Source organism: Vibrio maerlii, from assembly GCF_003415655.1.
In the GTDB taxonomy this organism is placed as follows: Bacteria; Pseudomonadota; Gammaproteobacteria; order Enterobacterales; family Vibrionaceae; genus Vibrio; species Vibrio maerlii.
Map to the genome: position 1 here is coordinate 330,705 of NZ_QRHC01000006.1, position 19,365 is coordinate 350,069.

At 43.2% G+C, this 19,365-nt stretch carries 17 protein-coding genes and 2 tRNA genes; 8 read left to right on the plus strand and 11 right to left on the minus strand.

Annotation, left to right across the window (positions count from 1 at the left end; all coding sequences use genetic code 11):
• The first annotated feature begins 181 nt into the window (after positions 1-181).
• Positions 182-910, plus strand: a complete 729-nt coding sequence (locus tag DPF91_RS12910) for a glycosyltransferase family 2 protein (protein ID WP_117234834.1) — start codon at positions 182-184, stop codon at positions 908-910.
• A 29-nt stretch (positions 911-939) separates the two neighbouring features.
• Positions 940-2,238 carry an LssY C-terminal domain-containing protein gene (locus DPF91_RS12915; RefSeq protein WP_117234835.1) on the plus strand — a complete coding sequence of 433 codons (1,299 nt, stop codon included), beginning with the start codon at positions 940-942 and terminating at the stop codon, positions 2,236-2,238.
• 57 nt (positions 2,239-2,295) lie between these two features.
• Here the strand turns inward: DPF91_RS12915 and DPF91_RS12920 are convergent, their stop codons facing one another.
• From DPF91_RS12920 to DPF91_RS12950, 7 genes are all read right to left on the minus strand, one after another.
• A complete protein-coding gene (locus DPF91_RS12920; RefSeq protein WP_117234836.1) occupies positions 2,296-3,153 on the minus strand; it encodes a hypothetical protein in 858 nt (285 codons plus the stop codon).
• A complete protein-coding gene (locus DPF91_RS12925; protein WP_117234837.1) occupies positions 3,146-5,527 on the minus strand; it encodes a fimbria/pilus outer membrane usher protein in 2,382 nt (793 codons plus the stop codon). Before DPF91_RS12925 ends, DPF91_RS12920 begins: the two co-directional genes overlap by 8 nt.
• Positions 5,524-6,207, minus strand: a complete 684-nt coding sequence (locus DPF91_RS12930) for a fimbrial biogenesis chaperone (RefSeq protein WP_164684147.1) — start codon at positions 6,205-6,207, stop codon at positions 5,524-5,526. Before DPF91_RS12930 ends, DPF91_RS12925 begins: the two co-directional genes overlap by 4 nt.
• Before the next feature lie 58 nt (positions 6,208-6,265).
• A complete protein-coding gene (locus DPF91_RS12935) occupies positions 6,266-6,754 on the minus strand; it encodes a hypothetical protein (RefSeq protein WP_117234839.1) in 489 nt (162 codons plus the stop codon).
• Between the two features lie 125 nt (positions 6,755-6,879).
• Entirely contained in the window at positions 6,880-7,548 is a 669-nt protein-coding gene (locus tag DPF91_RS22340) for a response regulator transcription factor (RefSeq protein WP_117234840.1), read from the minus strand.
• A gap of 308 nt (positions 7,549-7,856) precedes the next feature.
• Positions 7,857-9,038, minus strand: coding sequence for a multidrug effflux MFS transporter (locus DPF91_RS12945; protein WP_117234841.1), 1,182 nt, complete (start codon positions 9,036-9,038; stop codon positions 7,857-7,859).
• 717 nt (positions 9,039-9,755) lie between these two features.
• Positions 9,756-10,691, minus strand: coding sequence for a LysR substrate-binding domain-containing protein (locus DPF91_RS12950; RefSeq protein ID WP_117234842.1), 936 nt, complete (start codon positions 10,689-10,691; stop codon positions 9,756-9,758).
• 183 nt (positions 10,692-10,874) lie between these two features.
• Between DPF91_RS12950 and DPF91_RS12955 the strand changes: the two genes are divergently transcribed.
• From DPF91_RS12955 to DPF91_RS12975, 5 genes are all read left to right on the plus strand, one after another.
• Entirely contained in the window at positions 10,875-11,225 is a 351-nt protein-coding gene (locus DPF91_RS12955) for a DUF3147 family protein (RefSeq protein WP_117234843.1), read from the plus strand.
• 439 nt (positions 11,226-11,664) lie between these two features.
• Positions 11,665-12,408 carry a HupE/UreJ family protein gene (locus DPF91_RS12960; RefSeq protein ID WP_117234844.1) on the plus strand — a complete coding sequence of 248 codons (744 nt, stop codon included), beginning with the start codon at positions 11,665-11,667 and terminating at the stop codon, positions 12,406-12,408.
• Positions 12,409-12,430: 22 nt separating this feature from the next.
• A complete protein-coding gene (locus tag DPF91_RS12965) occupies positions 12,431-13,084 on the plus strand; it encodes a transmembrane anchor protein (protein WP_117234845.1) in 654 nt (217 codons plus the stop codon).
• Positions 13,085-13,377: 293 nt separating this feature from the next.
• Entirely contained in the window at positions 13,378-13,827 is a 450-nt protein-coding gene (rpiB, locus tag DPF91_RS12970) for a ribose 5-phosphate isomerase B (RefSeq protein ID WP_117234846.1), read from the plus strand.
• A gap of 596 nt (positions 13,828-14,423) precedes the next feature.
• Positions 14,424-14,990, plus strand: a complete 567-nt coding sequence (locus DPF91_RS12975; RefSeq protein WP_117234847.1) for a hypothetical protein — start codon at positions 14,424-14,426, stop codon at positions 14,988-14,990.
• Positions 14,991-15,575: 585 nt separating this feature from the next.
• Here the strand turns inward: DPF91_RS12975 and DPF91_RS12985 are convergent.
• From DPF91_RS12985 to DPF91_RS12995, 3 genes are all read right to left on the minus strand, one after another.
• A tRNA-Val gene (locus DPF91_RS12985) sits at positions 15,576-15,652 on the minus strand.
• Positions 15,653-15,688: 36 nt separating this feature from the next.
• Positions 15,689-15,765, minus strand: a tRNA-Val gene (locus tag DPF91_RS12990).
• Positions 15,766-16,040: 275 nt separating this feature from the next.
• A complete protein-coding gene (locus tag DPF91_RS12995; protein WP_117234849.1) occupies positions 16,041-16,700 on the minus strand; it encodes a DUF2726 domain-containing protein in 660 nt (219 codons plus the stop codon).
• A 253-nt stretch (positions 16,701-16,953) separates the two neighbouring features.
• Between DPF91_RS12995 and DPF91_RS13000 the strand changes: the two genes are divergently transcribed.
• Positions 16,954-17,802: a DNA ligase gene (locus DPF91_RS13000; protein ID WP_117234850.1), complete on the plus strand. Its 849-nt coding sequence runs from the start codon at positions 16,954-16,956 to the stop codon at positions 17,800-17,802.
• An 87-nt stretch (positions 17,803-17,889) separates the two neighbouring features.
• On the opposite strand, the gene DPF91_RS13005 is transcribed toward DPF91_RS13000, so the two are convergent.
• Positions 17,890-19,260, minus strand: a complete 1,371-nt coding sequence (locus tag DPF91_RS13005; RefSeq protein WP_117234851.1) for an MATE family efflux transporter — start codon at positions 19,258-19,260, stop codon at positions 17,890-17,892.
• Positions 19,261-19,365: the final 105 nt, after the last annotated feature.

Below are 19,365 nucleotides of genomic sequence, written 5' to 3' on the forward strand. Positions count from 1 at the left end.
TACTATCATCCATATCATTAATGAGCAATAGTTCTTGGCATATTCGTCATAAAAAAGATGCTAAATCTGGCACTTATATGAACCGAATATGAACTCGCTGCTCACCATCTATTAAACCACATAGCCGTATTCTAATCACACATTAACGAATGAGTTAGACCACAAAGTACGGAGAAATATTATGAGCAAGCTGAGTGTGGTGGTGATTACCCTAAATGAAGAAAAGCGTATTGGCCGTTTAATGGAAGATCTTAGTAAGCAGTCATACCGTGATTTCGAAGTGATTCTTGTTGATTCTAATAGTGAGGATGCTACGTGTGATGTGGCCCAGGCATATGAAGAAAGTTTACCGGAATTAACGGTGCATAAGATGAGCACCCGTGGTGTCAGCCTAGGTCGCAACACAGGCGCAAAGCTGGCTAAATATGAGCGACTACTGTTTTTAGACGCGGATGTCCGTTTGTCTGCCAATTTTCTATCCAATGCAATGTCCTCTCTAGAAGAGAAGAAGCTAGAAGTGGCTGGTGTTTACATGGGTTCATCTGAATTACCAATGATTCATAAGCTAGGATATGGCCTGTTTAACGGTGGCTTGTATTTAACGCAATTCTTTTTCCCAACTGCAGTGGGAGCGTGCATTTTCTCATCTCGTCGAGTTCATCAAGAAATCGGTGGTTTTGACGAAGAGATAGTACTGTGTGAAGACTGTGATTACGTAAAACGAGCAAGTCAGACTTGGCGATTCCGCTTCTTGCCAATCACATTTGGATTTGATCCTCGCAGACTCGATCAAGATGGTACGTTCAAGATGGGCTTCACCTACTTGAAAGCGAACGTACGACGCTTCTTCTTTGGTGAGATGCGAAATAACGAAATGGAATACAAGTTTGGTCACTACTCAGAACAGTAATTCCGAGCAATAAACTAGAGCGTTAGACTATGTTTGAACCATTAGGAATGTTCATTGGGGCACTATTAGATGCACTTATAGGCCCCAATTTGTTTGTGCCAGGAGAGCCTTTTTTGATCGCGGCGGGCTATCAACTACACCAAGGCATTTTTGCTGGATTGATTGCGGTATTAGCGGGTGGCTGGTTAGGCGACCAATTGAGTTATTCATTGGGCAAGAAATTAGGCGCTCGCTCATTGCGTCGTTTGACGCAGTGGCAACCAAAGACGCGACGTCCAATCGCAAGGAGCCGCAAACTGATGTCAAAGAAGGGCACTTACGTCCTATTGTTTGCGCGTCTTCTTGGCCCTGTTGCATGGGTTGTTCCGTTTATTGCCGGGGTTCATAAAGTTGAGTGGCGACGTTTCACATTACTGTCCTCGATAGGTTTAGTGCTTGGTGTTGGTCAATTCGTCGTTTGGGGTTATCTGTTGAGCTACGGTATTGAAGCGTTCCCTGCATTAAATCAAGCCGCACTATTTGTCGGTGAACATCTTTACAGCTTGATGGTTCTAGCGGCAACTCTAGCGATCTTTGTTTGGGGAGTTAAACGACAATGGAGTCGTTTGTATTTGAAAACCGCATTGGTTTTTACTCTTTCAGCGTTAGTCGCCAACTACATTCATTTCTTTTGGCGTGCAGACGACATTGTGAAAGAGCAAGCTTCTGTCGAGTATGAAATGAGAAATCGAGCGATCGCTGGGATTGAAACGATTAGCCCAAGTTCATTAAAAGCATACCCAGGTCGCTCTCTTGTATTCGATGCTCAAGCAATGAACATAGTTTTCAAAGGAGAGTCTCCAAAGGTGATCATGGAGCAGCTTGGCTGGATAGAAAATCAAACATTTTCCAGAAATGATATTCAATGGACAGATTACTTACAGCTATTGAAAGACGCGACGCCACCAGTCTCTGATCTGTATTGGCAAGATCGCCCTCAAGAAATGGCTTTTCAATTACCGGGAAACTTAACCCACCGTAGCCATATTCGCTGGTGGCAAGCCGGAGTCGATGAAGTGACGGGTTTAAAGGTGTGGGTTGGGGCACTGAGTTACGACAATGGTCTGACACTCACTCCATACTCAGGGATCGTGACGGTGCTGCACAGCATTGATCCGGATGTCGATAAAGAGCGCGACAGGTTGGCTGAGCAACTCGTGCAGTTCATACCTAATATCATAACCGAGTTAAAGGCGCTTAAATCACCGGTAGAAGAAGGCGATGAGGAGCACGACTACTTTACCGATGGACAAGTGTTGGTGATTAACTATCAATCGAGTTCTATTTAAGTAAGACATTTGATAAGGCAGTTTAAAACGCTAGCGGTGTTTAAAGCTGCCTTATTGTTATTGAGCAGTGACGGTAATCGTTAATCTGTCAGAGTAATGCCCTGCATACGCTTTGGGTTGTGGGGCAACTTTAATCGAAAATGGAATAGGGGTATAACGATTGGAGTACACATTCGGTAACGCAGAATGGAATCGACGACGAGGATTCCATCGTTGACCTTGCAGCTCCAGTTGGTAGTCGATAAACGCATTACTAATGTTGTCGTGCATGAGCTTACCGTTTTGGCTTTCAATGGTGATGGACGCGTTCGCGTTGCTTTTTACTTCGAGAGAGATGTTTCTCTGAGATCCATGCGTCATCTCACCCATATCGACCCGATAGTTATTACCACTTTGGCTCAACCACGGTTCACTAACGGTCGGGATACGAACGGAGACATTGGGAGGCATATGGTAGTTGAGATCAACTAGGCGGTCGTCAGTTTCCTGCTGCTTATTGGCAATGATCGCGTTCAATTGAGCGTAATAATTTCCTGCAGGCGCAAACTCTGCATTCGCCATTCTAACCCATATCTGAGTGATGCCATTTGGGTTTAAGGACGCAAAGAAACCACGTTCGCTGCGTGGTAACGCTTGAAAGTGCTCATTAAATAGTTGTGCTTCGATGGTATAACCAAACCCCTTGAGTTGAAGCTGATTGGATTGGGTTGGGCTAATTTGAACACTCTGAACGCATTGCCTAAGTGGGGCGCTTAATTCAATTACCCCAGGAATCCACACAGAAGAAGAGTGTTCTTGTCTTGTTTGAGCTTTTTGGCTATCGAAGTGGATTGACCAAGAGCCAGAACATTCATCAGCAAAACTGCTTGTTATTATTGCAAAGTAAGCAATGAGTATAGCGATAAATTTAATCATGTTTTCCCTCCTTTGATTCCAAAACGAAATCATCGACGTATTGAAGAACGTCATCATTATCTAAAATGGTTAGCTCGCCATACCATTGCCCGAGCTTAATTTGGTAAACACCCGCTGCGACACCATCAAGAACAAAACGACCGGCGCTATTGGTAAAGATTGATAAGGTTACCCCATCTGTCGTAGTGGCTTGCCCCGAGCGAAGTGAGATAGGTTCCCCTTCTGACGTTAGCGCTGTGCCAATTACAGTTTTCGTTGCATCTGAGCCTATCTGTAAAAGATGAGTCGTCATCGAACCGGGACGAATATGTTCAATACCACTACCTAGGCTATAACCGAGAGGGGCATTTGGAGAGCTATAGGTGATCGTGTTCGTTTCATGCTTCCTTGTTAAAGAAGCAAGATTCCCAAAGCGCGTTGTCGCAATCGATTCGGTTTGTTGTTGGGAGTTCTGGTTGATCAAGATGTCACTATCTTTCAGTGATGGATGAACATTGATCAGTGAAACTGCACCAATATTGGCTCGACCCCAAGCGAGATGGCCATCTGCTATAACCACACTCGAAGAAACGCTGCCAAAGACCTGAGTAGAGTCAGAATGCGTGAATTCTAATTGCCCATTCCATCGGTTGGCATTGTACTCCCCGCGAGAGTAATAGTTTTGCTCACCATCTCTGTCTTCTACACTCAGTTCGTACCCATACTCTCCGACATAGTTGTCCATAGGCTTGCGTAATTCCGCACGAGCTATTTCAGTATGAGTGTTGTAGCTCATTCCTAAACGATGTCGTGAGTTATAGAGGTCATAGTAAAAATCGACGTTGAGATACCCGAGGTATTCTGATTCTTTCCTAAATTCATTGGTTTGCTTGTACTCACCAGTTAGCCCAATTCTCCAATAGCGATTTCGCCAATTAAGGCGAGCACTTGCGTCATAGCGACGACCTTTAATATCTTCGTCTCGAGCGGAACCGTAGATACTGGCATCCCAATTATCATTGATGAACCATTGGTAGTCAGAACGTATCACTGAGTAACTATATTGATTATCTAGTTGCCAAGGTTGATTGTTGAAATTGTCTTGCCATTCAACCCCGATGCGAAAGTTAGGCGAGCCAAAAGATGAGGCTCCCCAGATTTGCTGGTTGTAGTCTAAACTGACCGCATACCCCATCGATTCAACCTCCTGGGTGTAGTAGCCAGAGGTTGCACGGAGGCTAACGTTCCCTAGGTCGCTGCCCGTCACTATGGATAGTCCCGATAAATATCCATCTTCATGAGCTAGGCCGTTGATACCGAGTGTCAAGTTATCGAACAAGCCATAGTTATACGCTCCGGTGATCAAGGCTTCATCTTCATACTCAATATTTGAAGAGTATTGATTGCTGACAAAGCCTGCGGATAAAGAAAAGTCGCTGAGCCCCTCTTGAAGCAATTGACCATTGTAAAACTGGCTGTAGCTGATGATTTCCGAGTGACCAGAGACGTAATCCACTTCTAGCAAAATGTTATTGCTGCCATCAGTGAGGGGAAGGTCATCAAGTTCATATCTGCCTGGAGGCAAACGCAAACGAGAGATTCGAATATCATTAATGTAAAGAGTAACGTCTGCAGACTCAGTAAGATCTAGAGCTTGAGTACCGCTATTTCTTAGTTGGCGATAGGGTTGCAATTCTGAGTAAGCTCGTTCCCAGGTTACTCCGCCCAGCTCTACACTAGGTAAGTGCCCTGATGATGTGGATTGAACGTCCCCAACAGCGACTCGCCAAGGAGACTCGACATTGTCATGGAAAAGCTGAGTACGTGTTCGACTAAATTCAGTATCGTCTTCGTCTGAGTCAATATAGAAACCGTAAGTAAGGTATAACCCGTCTACGCCACCTAGGTTACTTCCTCCTGTCCAGTCTATTGCACTTTTGTGATAGCTTCTTTCATCATCGTATTGATGCGATAAAGTGAAATTGTTTTGTATGCTCCACGTCGCTGAAGATGAGTAAGGCATTGAATTTTCCGACGTGTCATTTAAGCCTATACGACGTAACGCTTGAGCGTCTGCATCGAGCAACATCTCAACCTGCATGGTTTGCATATTGAGAGAGAGGTTTATACCGTACTCAGCTAACTCTTCGGGTGTCACCGTATCGTTTTCCAATAACCAATCGATAGTCTCTGAATTTAAGAAGCGTTTTAACGATCTAGATAACTCCACACTTGGGAAATAGAGAATATTCATTCCATCGGTTGCCAGTAATACCTCTGCAACACTGGATGACTCTTGAACAACAGGGAAGTTCATTTGCCATTCGCTCGCAATTGCTGCATTCACTGAAAATAGCTGAATCAAAATGACAAAATAAATTTGCGCCTTGATCATTGCAAAATGGATACATCAACATCGATGATGCTTTTCCCGTTGATCCACTCTTCTTGAGTGGGAATTATGATGGTTTGACTCGGTAACAGGTAACTAGCAGGACTGATTGCACTGTAGTCGTTCCATGAGAGAATCTGCTTATCATCAGTGCTTGTTAATGTGAGACTAGAGTTGTTTAAGTTCGCAACACCATTCCCAAGGTTAGTGATTGAAATCGCCTCATCGTTTAAGGATGCTTCTAGTTTAGATGAAGCGTTCTCTGGTGAGACAAATACTAGCGTTGCAAAATTAAACAGTAAGTCTACACCAGTACCATCGATTTCATTTTTTAGAGGTAGTTGTTTAAAAGTGACACGATAAGAAATGGACTCGTTAAGCTTGTCTGAGCCTAGGTAACGAACTCTAAACAGCTGATACTCTCCGGGTTCTATAATGGCTTGGGGTGGCATAATGATGAAATCATGATCCGCAGGAACTAAGTCTTCGTCAATGTCTGAAATAACCTCTCGACTGTATGCTGCAGATTCAATTGCAAGTGGTTCCGTTCCCGTGTTTTCAACTCGGTATTCAGCTTGTGCTCTGCTACCGACGTTAGATAGGTGTTGGAACATAGGTTCTACTTGAAACGAAGATGCGAGAGAGCTCCATAGCAGGAGTAATGTGCTAACTAAGTACTTCATAGCAATCACCATGTAAAAAAGCGCGGAGAACCGCGCTACGTTTTAATAAAAATGTGAGTTATCGAGGTGCAACCTGTACCGTTATTGTGTCGCGATAGATACCTGCGAACTCTCGACCTGTTACCATAGGGGTGATTTTCATCGTTTTACGTTGATAGCCATGTGCAGTACCTTGACCTGTCATTTGCTCAATAGTTTGATTTGCTGTGAGGCTTAGATCTCCAGATTGATCGATGCTAAATGTATAAGCAATAGCGTCCCCCTCTTCGTTTTCTAGCACGCCACGATTACTTGATGAATAGGTCGCATGGGCTTTTGCGCCGCGAGTGTTACACCAAAGACCAACCCCAACTGTGCCTTGGGCCTCTTGCAGAGATAGATCGAGATTGGTCGCTCGATCGATTCCACTTACATCAACAACACAGCGTTCTGCGATTTCACCACCAATATCCCAGTTCGAGATGTTTGAACCGCCAGCGTAATCAAAGTCAGCAAATGCAAATGTAGATGAAAGGCCTAATGTTAGTGCCAATAGTGTTTTTTTCATGGTTTGGTTCTCCGTTATCCAAACAATTGTTATAAGAACAGGGACTATGTTAGTGAGTGACTCCAGTTAAGGAGTCACCTATAAGTACCAAAGGAGATAACCCTAAAGGGTGATATTTGATGTACTTAGTGGATAGGCGTAACGCTGTATAGTTCCGGGCGGGCTAAGTAGTCATTTAGAACACATTGGAGTTCACTACGCGATTGAACGTTGAGCTTACTCAGTATGCGAGAAACGTGAGTCTTAACGGTGTTGATACTGATACATAAGTAGTCGGCAATAGCTTGATTGCTATGACCTTTGACGATGAGGTTGAGCAGTTCTTTTTCTCTTAACGTCAGGTCAAGGTTAGATATCGCAAACTCAATCATTTCTTGTGAGGTTATGGCTTTGCTTTGGTACTGCCTGATAGCAAGACTAATAACACTGCGAGGGTACCAGATATCTCTCTGAGCAATACAACGTAAGACCTTCGGGTACAGGTCTATTGGGTCGGAAAGAGAGAGCACACCACTGAACCCATCCATTAGACATTGTGTTTGAATCGCTTCACTGCACTCTTCGTGGATGCTCAACCATGAACCACCAAGCCTCATAATTTCATTTTTAGAGACGAGACCATTAGCATGAGTGTCGTAGATTATGATGTCGTTGAGCTGATTAGTGTCTTTGTTTAAGTTTTGGACACTGGATGCACACATGATGTCGACACGTGGAAATGAGATCCTGAATTGATGCATCAGCAGACTTATTCGCTGCTTATTCTTGGATATGATGTATATTTTGTTAGGCATGAAGCCACCTTATAAGCCGAGGTGTATATTGTTATGTGTCTAGTCTTATATTCGGCCTAAAAAATATCCAATTAAAATATGATATGCCTTCCAGAAATGCATAGGTTGATTAAATTTAATACGGAAAAACAGTGTGTTAGATATGATTTACTTTACATTTTGTTACGGAAATTAGTGTTGTTAGGGTTGGTATGCTGTTAGGTATCGAGTTTGGCAAGCGAAATTAGATACTAAATTGTGAGATAAAACATGAAGTAAGTCATAACCTCAATTACAGGATGAAGAGGTTATGACCCATTTAGGCAGCTTTACGCGTTAGGTTGAGGGGCGCTAAAGCCGCGTAGGATATTTACTAAGGTTAATACCGCGAATAGCGTGATAACCAGTGATAGATGCCATGCTTGGTTCAAGCCTAACTGCACCAATAACATACTGACTATCGATGAAACCACCATTTGTCCACCTCCGGACATCGCCGCTGCAGCACCTGCTTGGGTTTTGTAAGGTTGAAGAACAAGAGCGGTAGCACAGGGAAGCGCGATACCGTTACCAAGAATCATCAGCAGCTGACCTAGCATGAGGTAAAGCGGCTCGATAGGGCAGAAAAATAACCAGAGAGCTGACACGACATGCAGCATCGGAGTGAGTAGTAATAAACGCTTGTTCCCCAAAATCGGTCTAAAACGATTACATAAGCTCGTACCTGCAAACATCCCTAATGCTGGAATAATTGCCCACATTGCGTATTCGTCAGAGGTCATACCGATTTGATCTTGCATGATAAACGGCATCACAGAGACTGTGGTGATCATCAAACTAAAGTTTAACCAGCTGATGCTTGCAAAGCTCATGAAATAACGCGAAGTGAGCAGCTCTTTGTACTGGATAAGCATCTTTTTCGGAGATGGGATTTTAGACTTCGCTGAAACGGTTTCCTGGAATCTTAATGCAATGATGACCCATGCAAACACGACGTAGCCTAGCAAAGAGATGAATACCATGGCCCATCCGAAATGGGCGTTGATGAATCCACCGATAACCGGTGCTACAAGCGGAGTAATAGAAGCGGCCATCGCAATGTAAGACATGGCAACAGGCAAATCTGGACCACTGAACTTGTCGCGCGTCGATGCACGAGCTAACACGGCGCAACAACCGGTTCCTATCCCTTGTAAAAAACGACCAGCAACAAGTCCAGAAAAGCTGTCGCTGAACAAGATGATCATTGCTAAACCGCAGAGTGCAATAAGTAAACCTGTGAGCAGTACTTTCTTGCGCCCTAGAGCATCGGAAATTGGACCATAGATAAACTGAGAAGGGCCAAATCCGAGTAGATAAATACTGACCAGAAGCTGCGCTTGGTCAAGGCTGATGTCAAAATCTTTAGCAATCCAGGGTAGTGAAGGGAACACCAACCCCATGCTTAGTTGTCCAATACTGATGATCAAGCACGCGAGCAAGATGGTTTTAAAGTCGATGGAGCGGCTCATTGATGATCACCATTAAACGATTAATTTAGAAGTTTAGACACAAACGCAGACCATGAAGAATGAAGGTGAGAATCCTTTCTATTCAACTTTCTAGAAAATTGGATTGTTGCTAGCGCATTGCTTTGGAAGATAAAGCGAAATGAGGGTTGCGTCCTTTAAACATACTCCTGTTCTCAATCGTTGACAATATCAAATAGATCAAAAGGATAAAAAGATAAAGCCTCTCAATTGAGAGGCTTTGTTTGCATGAGTATGATGAATGTTTAGATAACTTTATGAGGACCAAAGCACTCATAATGCAGCTGCTCTTGTTTCACCCCCAAGTCTAGTAGTTGGTTTGCGACGTGTTGCATGAATCCAGTTAACTTGTGCGCCGTGATTAGTAAGGGGTTCAAGCATGGGTTTCTTGGTGGTCAGTTTATGTCTGTTAAACATAAATAAAATATAGGCTGAAGCTCTGGAATAAATACGCTGAGTGGTTGAGATTGTTGAGTAAGCGAAATATCAGAGGGAGGGCCTATAGGGTAGAGCTCGACATACAAATACAACAAAGCCCGCACTGGACGGGCCTTGCTGTGGAATTGGTGGGCATAAGCAGTTTCATTTTGAACGTCGTTCATTCTCATGGCGGGATAAAATAGAGTGTCAACTTTCATACCTCCACTGCTCACACCATCTGCTACAAGTTTATGGTAGGTCAAACGTCATTTACACAGTTTAGGTATCACGTAGTGCTTTAACTTTTTGTTGCACGACTGTCTTAACCAACTCGGATAACCAAGTAATACGAGGATGATGCCTATCCCCTCGAAGACACACCATTTCAATATCGAAATCAGGAATGTTGATCGGAGGCTCACTGAGGGTAAGCTCATCCTCAATCAAATTTGATTTACCGACCATTTCAGCCATTACTGCAATCACTCGCCTTCCAGTCAGTATTCGTCGTATGGTTAAAAATCGCGTTGTTCCCAACACGACGTTTCTTTGGATATTCATGCTGGCCAATGTGTTATCAACTTGAGTGGATAGCTCTTCACTGCCAGTGATGATCATTTGTGGTGTGCTTAAATAGGTGTCTAACGAGATAGGCAGCTCGGTCTTTAGCACGTTGTTATCGAACAAACACAAATGCTTCTCACGATAGAGGAACGTTGAGTGTACCTTGCTCGGTAAATCAGGAAATACGCCAATACAGAGATCCACTTGTTGTGATTCGAGCGCGGAGACGCAATTATCGAGATCCACAGGTTTGAATAATATTTTGGCTTTGGGAGCGAGGGTTTGCAGTTGGTCGAACACATCAGGGCCAAAGATTTGCTCTGCATAGTCGGTCAACCCAATCTTAAAGACGCCTTCAAATACTTCGGGTGAGAAGACATTGGATTGCAAAATATCATGGCTGAGGATGGTCATGATCTCGCGAACTTTTGGTTCGATCTCAAGGGCTCTTGCAGTTGGTCGCATGACGTTGCCATCACGCTCAAACAAGGGATCGCCCAGTAATTCTCTAAGACGTTTAAGGTTGTAGCTGGTGGCAGGTTGGCCTAGGTGAAGTGATTCTGCGGCTTTAGAGACACTGCGAAAGCGAAACAGGGCATCAAAGGTCAGTAATAGGTTTAGGTCGACGCGCTGCCAATTCATTCCGCTCATTGTGCTGCCAATCTCGTGTGTTGATAAAACTCAGTTGGGTTATTAGTCTAATCAATACAGGTAATAAAATCATTCGATTTCATTAATCAGGCTAGGTTACCTATACTTAAATGCTTAACGATAAGGTGGCTTTGTATTGTTGGATTCATTGATCTTTACGATGAATCAAGAAGGGGTCAACACATGCTATGGATAGTAACTAAATACGCGCTCACCGCAGGGATAGTGGTGTTAATTTCCGAAGTGGCCAAGCGCAGCGATAAAGCCGGAGCACTGATTGCAGCGCTGCCGACCGTGACAATATTGGCGCTGATATGGATGTATATCGAAGGGCAAGGGCAAGAGAAGCTTGCAAGCCATGCTTATTATACGTTTTGGTATGTTCTTCCAACGTTGCCTATGTTTTTGATTTTTCCTTTTCTTCTGAATCGGTTTTCATTCTGGGCGTCGTTGGGTATGTGCGCGGTTATTTCGATAGTGTGTTTTTTCGGAGTGGCTTTTGTGGTCAAAAACTTCGGTATTAATCTGACTTAATCTTTTTTAATGGTTTATTTTCGGTCTCGTTTCATGTTTTCTAAAACAGTAAAACAATACGTCAGCATATTGATGCTACTGATGGTCTCAGTAAGCATGACGTCGTCGACGATCGGAGAATTTCGCTCCCATAGTTTATCTTCATTCTCTATGAATGCTGAGCATAGCCATTCACACGAGCATCATCATGCTGTAGATGATGAGCACCGCTTCAAGCACGATTCAAGTAATCATAACCATACTTATGATAGTGCTCACCTAAGAGCGATTCAGGCGAATAGTATCGATATAGCGGCAGACTTGCCGATTGCTGAGCCTAGTAGCGGCAATCCAAATTACAGGCCTTTTTTAATCGAACGCCCTCCTAGAGTACGACTATTTATCTGATAAACGTCACCGTTGGTGACACTCTAAGAAATCAATAAATAACGGAATAACTATGAATTTTCTCTCTTTTAATGAGATGTCGACGATCAATTCAGATCTGGTTCGCTCATTTCATAAGGGGCTGCTGTATCTAACATTGGCCGTGTTAGGTTTGATGAGTAACGATGCATTTGCTCATGCTATTGCTCAAGGCGATAAAGGCTACATTCAAGAAATCACGGGTACGAACATCCCAGCTTTTATGTATTTAGGGGCTAAGCATATGGTGACAGGTTATGACCATATCCTGTTTCTACTCGGCGTGATTTTCTTCCTCTATAAGATGAAACACATCGCGCTCTACGTAAGTTTGTTCGCTTTCGGGCACTCTTCAACCATGCTACTTGGGGTGTATTTTAATATTGGTATTAATAGCTACATCATTGATGCGATTATTGGTTTATCTGTGGTTTATAAGGCAATGGATAATCTTGGGGCGTTTCAACGATGGTTTGGTGTGCAGCCAAATACCAAAGTTGCGACCTTATTATTTGGCTTCTGTCATGGCTTCGGGTTGTCCTCGAAGATCATTGAGTATGACATTTCACCTGATGGATTAATTCCGAATCTATTGGCGTTCAACATTGGGGTCGAACTGGGACAGTTACTTGCCCTTGGTACGATCTTGATTGTGATGGGGTTCTGGCGACGACATAGCAACTTTGCCAAGCAGGCCTATTCTGCCAACGTCGTCATGATGAGCTTAGGTTTTATGCTCATCGGCTATCAATTAACTGGCTATGTCATTGCACAATAATTAGATAAAGGAATCCCATAAAATGTATAACTCAGAGATGCCAACTAAAGCTGAACTTCCATCAACTAAGCAGCTTCTTAAATCAACAATCATCGCGTTACTAACCGCAGTTGTCTTACTTGTTACCGTTATTCTGCCTGCTGAATATGCGATTGACCCAACGGGTATCGGTCGAGCACTAGGTTTAGCGGAAATGGGTGAGATAAAAACTCAGTTAGCAGAAGAAGCCGCGGCGGATGAAGCTCGAGATCAAGCACTTGCTCTCGTCACTGAGGTTGAACAACCTATTGAAACTCCGGTTGTAGAATCGTTATCGAAGGCTGTTACTGCAGAAGCCGAAGTCAGCAATTCTTCCGAACCGGTTTGGAAAGACCGAATGCTGTTATCGCTAAAGCCAGGGCAAGGCGCAGAGGTAAAACTTGCGATGAAGAAAGGGCAGGTTGCCGAGTTTGAGTGGGTCTCTAAAGGCGGCCCAGTCAATTATGACACCCATGGTGATGGCAATGGTAATTCTATCAGCTATGAAAAGGGACGAGGTGTTCCTAACGGTGAAGGTGAATTGGTTGCCGCATTCACAGGTAACCATGGCTGGTTTTTCCGCAACCGTAATGATCAACAGGTGATGGTGATCATCAAAGCAAAGGGTGAGTATTCGAAAATGAAACGAATGCTATAACTTTTAGCGTTGAACCAAAGCAGAGCCCCAACAGGGCTCTGTTTTTTAGTAAACCTAACAAGCTCGATGTGAACATATACAAAATGACGACTACTTCAGTGGCTAAGTCTTTTAATGTAAGAACAAAGCTCAAAAATCAGAAATAACACGCAATGAAAGCCTCTCTACACTGTTATTCTTCAAAGTACTAAATGATGAACATGAAAGTTAATACTGTGCCTAATTGGGAAGACCTTGCAGATGGTATTCCCTTTCATCGTTCAGTGTGGATCTTTAACCAAAAAGGACGATAGATGAACATTGCCATAGGAAGTGATCATGCGGGGTTTGAGCGAAAACAGTTCATTCTCGAGTATCTGACTGCTAAGGGGCATATCGTCACAGACGTTGGTACTCAATGTGTTTCGAGAACACACTCCGCTATATATGCGCTGAAGGTTACTGATTTAGTTAACCTTGGTACCGTAGAACGTGGAATATTAATCTGTGGAACTGGAGTCGGGATGGCGATCTGTGCCAACAAAGTAAACGGTATTAGAGCAGTGATGGGAAGTGACAGTTATACCGTGGAGCAAGCTCGTCGCCACAACGATACCAATATACTAACTTTGGGCAGTCTAACTTTGGATAAGGAATCGACTATCAATTTGATCGACATTTGGTTAGCTACTGAGTTTGAAGCAAGCCAAACAAGATTACATCGATTAACGTTAATTAATGATATTGAAAATAGGCAAACATAATTTCCCCAAGAATTTGATTAGGGTGGGTTTAGTATAGCAGGCAGGAACTCTCGGTCAGATTTTAAACCTCATCGAATACTGGTGGTGTGGGAGCATATGAAATTTGGCTGCCTAACTTGGCCAATATGGCTTTCATTAGATATTGCCTCAGAACTTTATAAACAGGTCCCCATTAAATCATTCGGATATATTGGAGTCTGGACACCAGATGACCACCGCGAATTGTTGTCGATGTTGTTCTTTCTTGAAGTAATTCGAAGCTCACCATACTGAAGCAAGAAGGTTTAAAAAAGCCTTCATTAACCAATATGCAATCTGATTTGTAGTCGTTTTGGTTTACGGTGCATAAAGTACTTTTCAATCGCGGTATGAACTCTGTAGATCTTAGGCCCCTATATCACCACTAAATACTACGCCTGATTGATAAATTAGGACATTAATCACTAGTTTTCAGTGAGTTAATTAGCCCAAAATATGAGCTTACTGTGATAACGATTACTTGTCTTTAAGAGTGAAATTTTTACGATCAGTTTTGATAATAATTAAGATAATTATCGAGTATGTTCCGGCTCTAATCCCATTGGGTTATACATAGAATGAGCAAAAAAAATATTACACATAATGAGTTGTTAAATGGAGTTAACTTAGTCGAAGCAAAGTACGCACAAACATTGAAGCGTACAAAAAATACAGATCGTAAACTACGTGCTGCAAAGATGTGCTTACAAACGCACTTGTTAGCAGCGCCTACATTCTTGGAGAAGCACTTTTCTCAGAAGGGGAAAGAATTTGGTCGGATTACTTCTTGTTTACAAGACGAGATTGCACATTTACAAATATTGTTAGAAAAGTCAGAGTCTGACTTAAGGTCAAGAGGCAATGAGCTTTTATGTGAACGTCAGAATCAACAAACGACGGCGTTTGAGGCATACGTAAGTTTGCTAAATGCGGCCACTAGCGATTCTCTAACACTTGATGAAATTGCGTACACAGCAAAAAGTTTTGGTGGTCAATACCTACGTTGCTGCTCTCAATATGAGTTCTCATATGAATTTCCAGATAAATCCAGGCTTCGGGTTTCTAATGACCTGATATCAGTGCAGGCGACGGCAATCTCGAACGATGAGCATCAATGCATAGAATCAAAAATGAAATACTGGTGACAATGTAAGCCGACGCACTCGTCGGCTTTCTATCAATTGCTACTTGTCTCCAAGGGCGTGTAAGTGGTTTGTGCTTGATTATTCATACTTGATATATTTATGTAACCTTGTTCGCCTGAATAGAATTTGTATGCGAACTACCAGGCTGAGTTATGGGCGTTGAGTCTGGTTTGGGGTCAACGGATAACCACCGATGTGTTTGGCCGCATTGTGCCCAAACCTTCCATAAATCAAAGATTGGCGTCGACTATGCTAAAAACCTCCGCGATACCGCAAAATTCGATCTAAGGGTTGTCGTAAATAATCATGACTCCTATTTTTACGGACACCGGAAATTAGGCGAAATTTTGGTGTTTGGACACCACATTGGTCACCAAAAAATTTTCATTTGGTCACCATTTTGGACACCAGATGGTCACCGCGCACTTTTTGCTGATCTTGTTAAATTTTGGAAATGAATAAGTCGGAATGAAAATTCACCACTAAAAAAGGGGGAAGTAGAGCAGTTTCCAAGACTGATTCGTCAAAAATGGATAGTGCAGATACAAAAACGCCAAGCTAAGTGCTTGGCGTTTTTGTTTAATATGGTGGATCCGGGCGAACTCGAATCGCCGACCCCCGCCATGTCAAGGCGGTACTCTAACCAACTGAGCTACGGATCCAAAATGTGTTCTTTTGCATGTATATGCAGTAAGGAGTGGTGGGTCCGGGCGAACTCGAATCGCCGACCCCTACCATGTCAAGGTAGTACTCTAACCAACTGAGCTACGGACCCATTCCTTAAGAACGGTTTGGATATTAGCGGCTCATTTTTCTATGCGCAAGAGGTATTTGCAGGAGTTTGATCTAGTCGCTCTTATCTTCATCGTTTTGATGTTTTTTTAAACTAAAATTCCTTTTTCTTGATTTCTGAAACTGATTTAACCTTAGTAGCTCACTCTTTTGATACTGCGTTAGTTTGTTATAAAAAGAGAATGAGGCTTGAGTTAGGTTACTTATTTTTGGTGAAGGTTGGGTCAACGATTGGATATCACCTCCAGCTCCTTTTAATTACGCTTCTTCATCAAAGACAACGTTATAGTTTTCGGTGTAAGTACACATAGGCTGGCGGCTACAGGTAAAGAAGCGGCGTCCTTTGAATTCACCTTGGTTTGCTAACTTAATCACCATTGGGCTGCCGCACTTTTTGCAAAAACGCACTTCTTTATCTGGCTCAATTAAATCGATATGCGTTGCCAGTAAGCGCTTCAACCGACCTACTTGATAGCTATGTTTAACTGATGCGCCGATGAGTGGGATATTTGCTTGTTTGCATAACTTGATGAGTAGCTTCTCACGTTCAACCTTCGATTTATCGAGTGGTTGACCATCATCGAATGCAATTACGCAGCGCACTTCCATCGTTCTTGGATCGCACACTACAAAGTCAAAGTGATAACGGGCAATTTTATTGACGGCTGCGGCCCATTTTTTCTTAGTCTTGGTTGGTGCTGGGGTCAGGACGGTCGTCATATTTGGCTTTGCCAGAGCAACACCTTTATCTCCTAAAGCGGTTTTTAAGGCGTTGAAGAAAGCCGTCTCTGAACTGGTTTGAACCGATTTTTTACTGCGATAAACATACTCGTCGTTTTTAGATGATCCAATGATGTACTTTTGAATGATAAGAAAGAACGCAACAAGTGCGATAACGACGATGAAAATATTGGTCATAAAAAGGATTTATCCAACTGAATTACAACAAGTTAGGAAAGTATATGTCATTTCCCGGCGCTCATGTATCCAATTCAATGACAGAACACTCAGAAACCTTAACCAATAGAGTTTGCCAAGAATCACGTATTCACTGCAAATGACTGCTATATCTAGCTTACAGTTCGTTCGATGGGTTCGAAATACTACTCAGTATTTATTGGGATTCTTAGGTTCAGGCTAGATTAGTTTTATCTAGTTGAAACAAGGAACAATGATGAAGATCTCCTCACTTGCGTTACTGATATCCAGTTTGTTGACAAACCCTTCGCAGACCTTTGCGTCTCCACCAAAACTCATGCTTGCCGATAGCTATACATTTTCGAATTCAAGTAAGTCGCTTGAACAATATTATGTGAGTGAAAAGCTAGATGGTGTACGAGCGTACTGGAACGGCAAAGAGTTGGTCACTCGGGGCGGTAAGGTTTTAAACCCTCCCAAGAGGTTTATAGATGAACTTCCTCATCATGCATTAGATGGAGAACTGTGGGCAGGGAGAGGACAATTCCATGTTGTTCAGCAAACGGTATTAGATCAGAATCCGGATGATGCACTTTGGGAAAAGGTTCGGTTCATGGTGTTCGATGTACCATCCTTTAAAGGTTCTTTTAATGATCGTTATGCTGAATTGGTGCTAATTACTGAGCAATCCCAAAACTCATACCTTCATTTAGTGGAACATGAGAACGTGGCTGATGAACGAGCCTTAGCGCTCAAACTTGAACAAATAGAGTCATTAAATGGTGAAGGTTTGATGCTAAGGAAGAAAAATAGCCTCTACCGAGTTGATAGAAGTGATGATCTGTTAAAGGTGAAATCGTTTCAAGACAGTGAAGCTGTGGTGGTTGGCTATACCGAAGGGAAGGGGAAATACCAGAGCCTCGTCGGAGCTTTATTAGTGAAAAATGAACAAGGGAAAGAGTTTAAAATTGGCAGTGGTTTGAGCCTAGAAGACAGAAAAAATCCACCGGTGCTCGGTAGCGTGATTACCTATCGATTCAATGGGTATACGCACAATGGACTCCCGAGGTTTGCACGTTACGTAAGAGTCAGGGCTGAATAACTCAGGCGTAGATTGTCTAAGTTTGATTGTAAAAAAGCGCACTCTATGTTCGTAGAGTGCGCTTTAGAGTGTTTAGTCGTCTCTGGTTTACTTGGAAGCTAGTTGGAGTTGAGCTTCACTCGGCAACTTGTGTAGCCAGCGCAGGCGTAAGCCTAATAGAACTGCAGCTGAAGATAGACCAACAATGAATCCAATCCAGAATCCGTATGCGCCCATCGGTTCAACGATCCAGTCGGTTAAACCCAGAATATAGCCTGTCGGTAATCCCAATATCCAGTATGCGATAAAGGTTCTGTTGAAGATCGAACGCATGTCTTTGTATCCGCGTAGTGCGCCGGCAGCAACAACTTGAATGGAATCAGTGCATTGATAAACCGCGGCGAACAACAAGAGTTGGGTCGCAATCGCGATGACTACTTGCTCGTCTGTATAGAGTAGAGCAATTTGTTCACGAAGAAGGACGGTTAAAATTGCAGTGACCACTGCTGTTGCAAGGCCCGTCGCTAAGCCGACCCTTGAAGCGATCATTGCACCTTCGGTATCTTTTTCACCGAGTTTATGGCCAACACGGATACTAACCGCCGCACCAATACTCATTGGCAGCATGAACACCAGTGATGAGAAGTTGATGGCAACTTGGTGTGCCGCGACAATCGTTGAACCCAATGGTGCTACTAGCAGAGCCACGACAGCAAATAGCGTCACTTCAAAAAACATTGCTGCAGCAACAGGGAATCCAAGTTTTACAAGACGAACTTGCGCACTTAGTTTAGGTGGGTGAAATTGACCAAAGACGTTGATCGCTTTCACTCTTTGTGCTGTTGTGACATACAGCAGCATCATTAAGAACATGACCCAATAAACGATAGCCGTTGCAACACCACAACCCACACCGCCTAATGCGGGAGCACCGAGCTTACCGTATACAAACATCCAGTTCAGAGGGATGTTAATGAGAAGACCAAGAAAGCCAATCACCATAGCAGGTTTGGTTAAAGACATACCGTCAGTGAAGCTTCTCAACGCTTGGAATAACAAGAATGCTGGGATAGCGAACATTACCGCATGCATGTAGCCAACCGTCTTTGTTGCTAATGGTTTCTCAACTTCCATTAGTGTCAGGATGGCATCTGTCTGCATTAATACCGCTGCAATGGGCAGGGACACAAAGAGTGCCAAAGCAATGCCTTGTTGGATCTCGTAAGGGATTTTCTGTTTGTTACCCGAACCGTTGTGCTGTGCAACCACAGGAACTAACGCCATCAACAAACCGACACCAAATAGAATGGAAGGTAGCCAAATACTTGCGGCAATAGCTACTGCAGCCATATCGGTGGCGCTTACACCACCGGCCATAACCGTATCGACAAAGCCCATACCAGTTTGAGCAACGGATGCGATGAGAACGGGGGTAGCAAGTCTTACAAGACTTGATGCTTCAGCTTGATAACGATGCACGAATTATTTCCACGATAAATAGGTTTGATGTGCAGCAGAATTGTTTAGAAAGGGAGGCTGCAAAGATTGGATGCAATGATAATTAAATGTCACAATGAGAGCTAT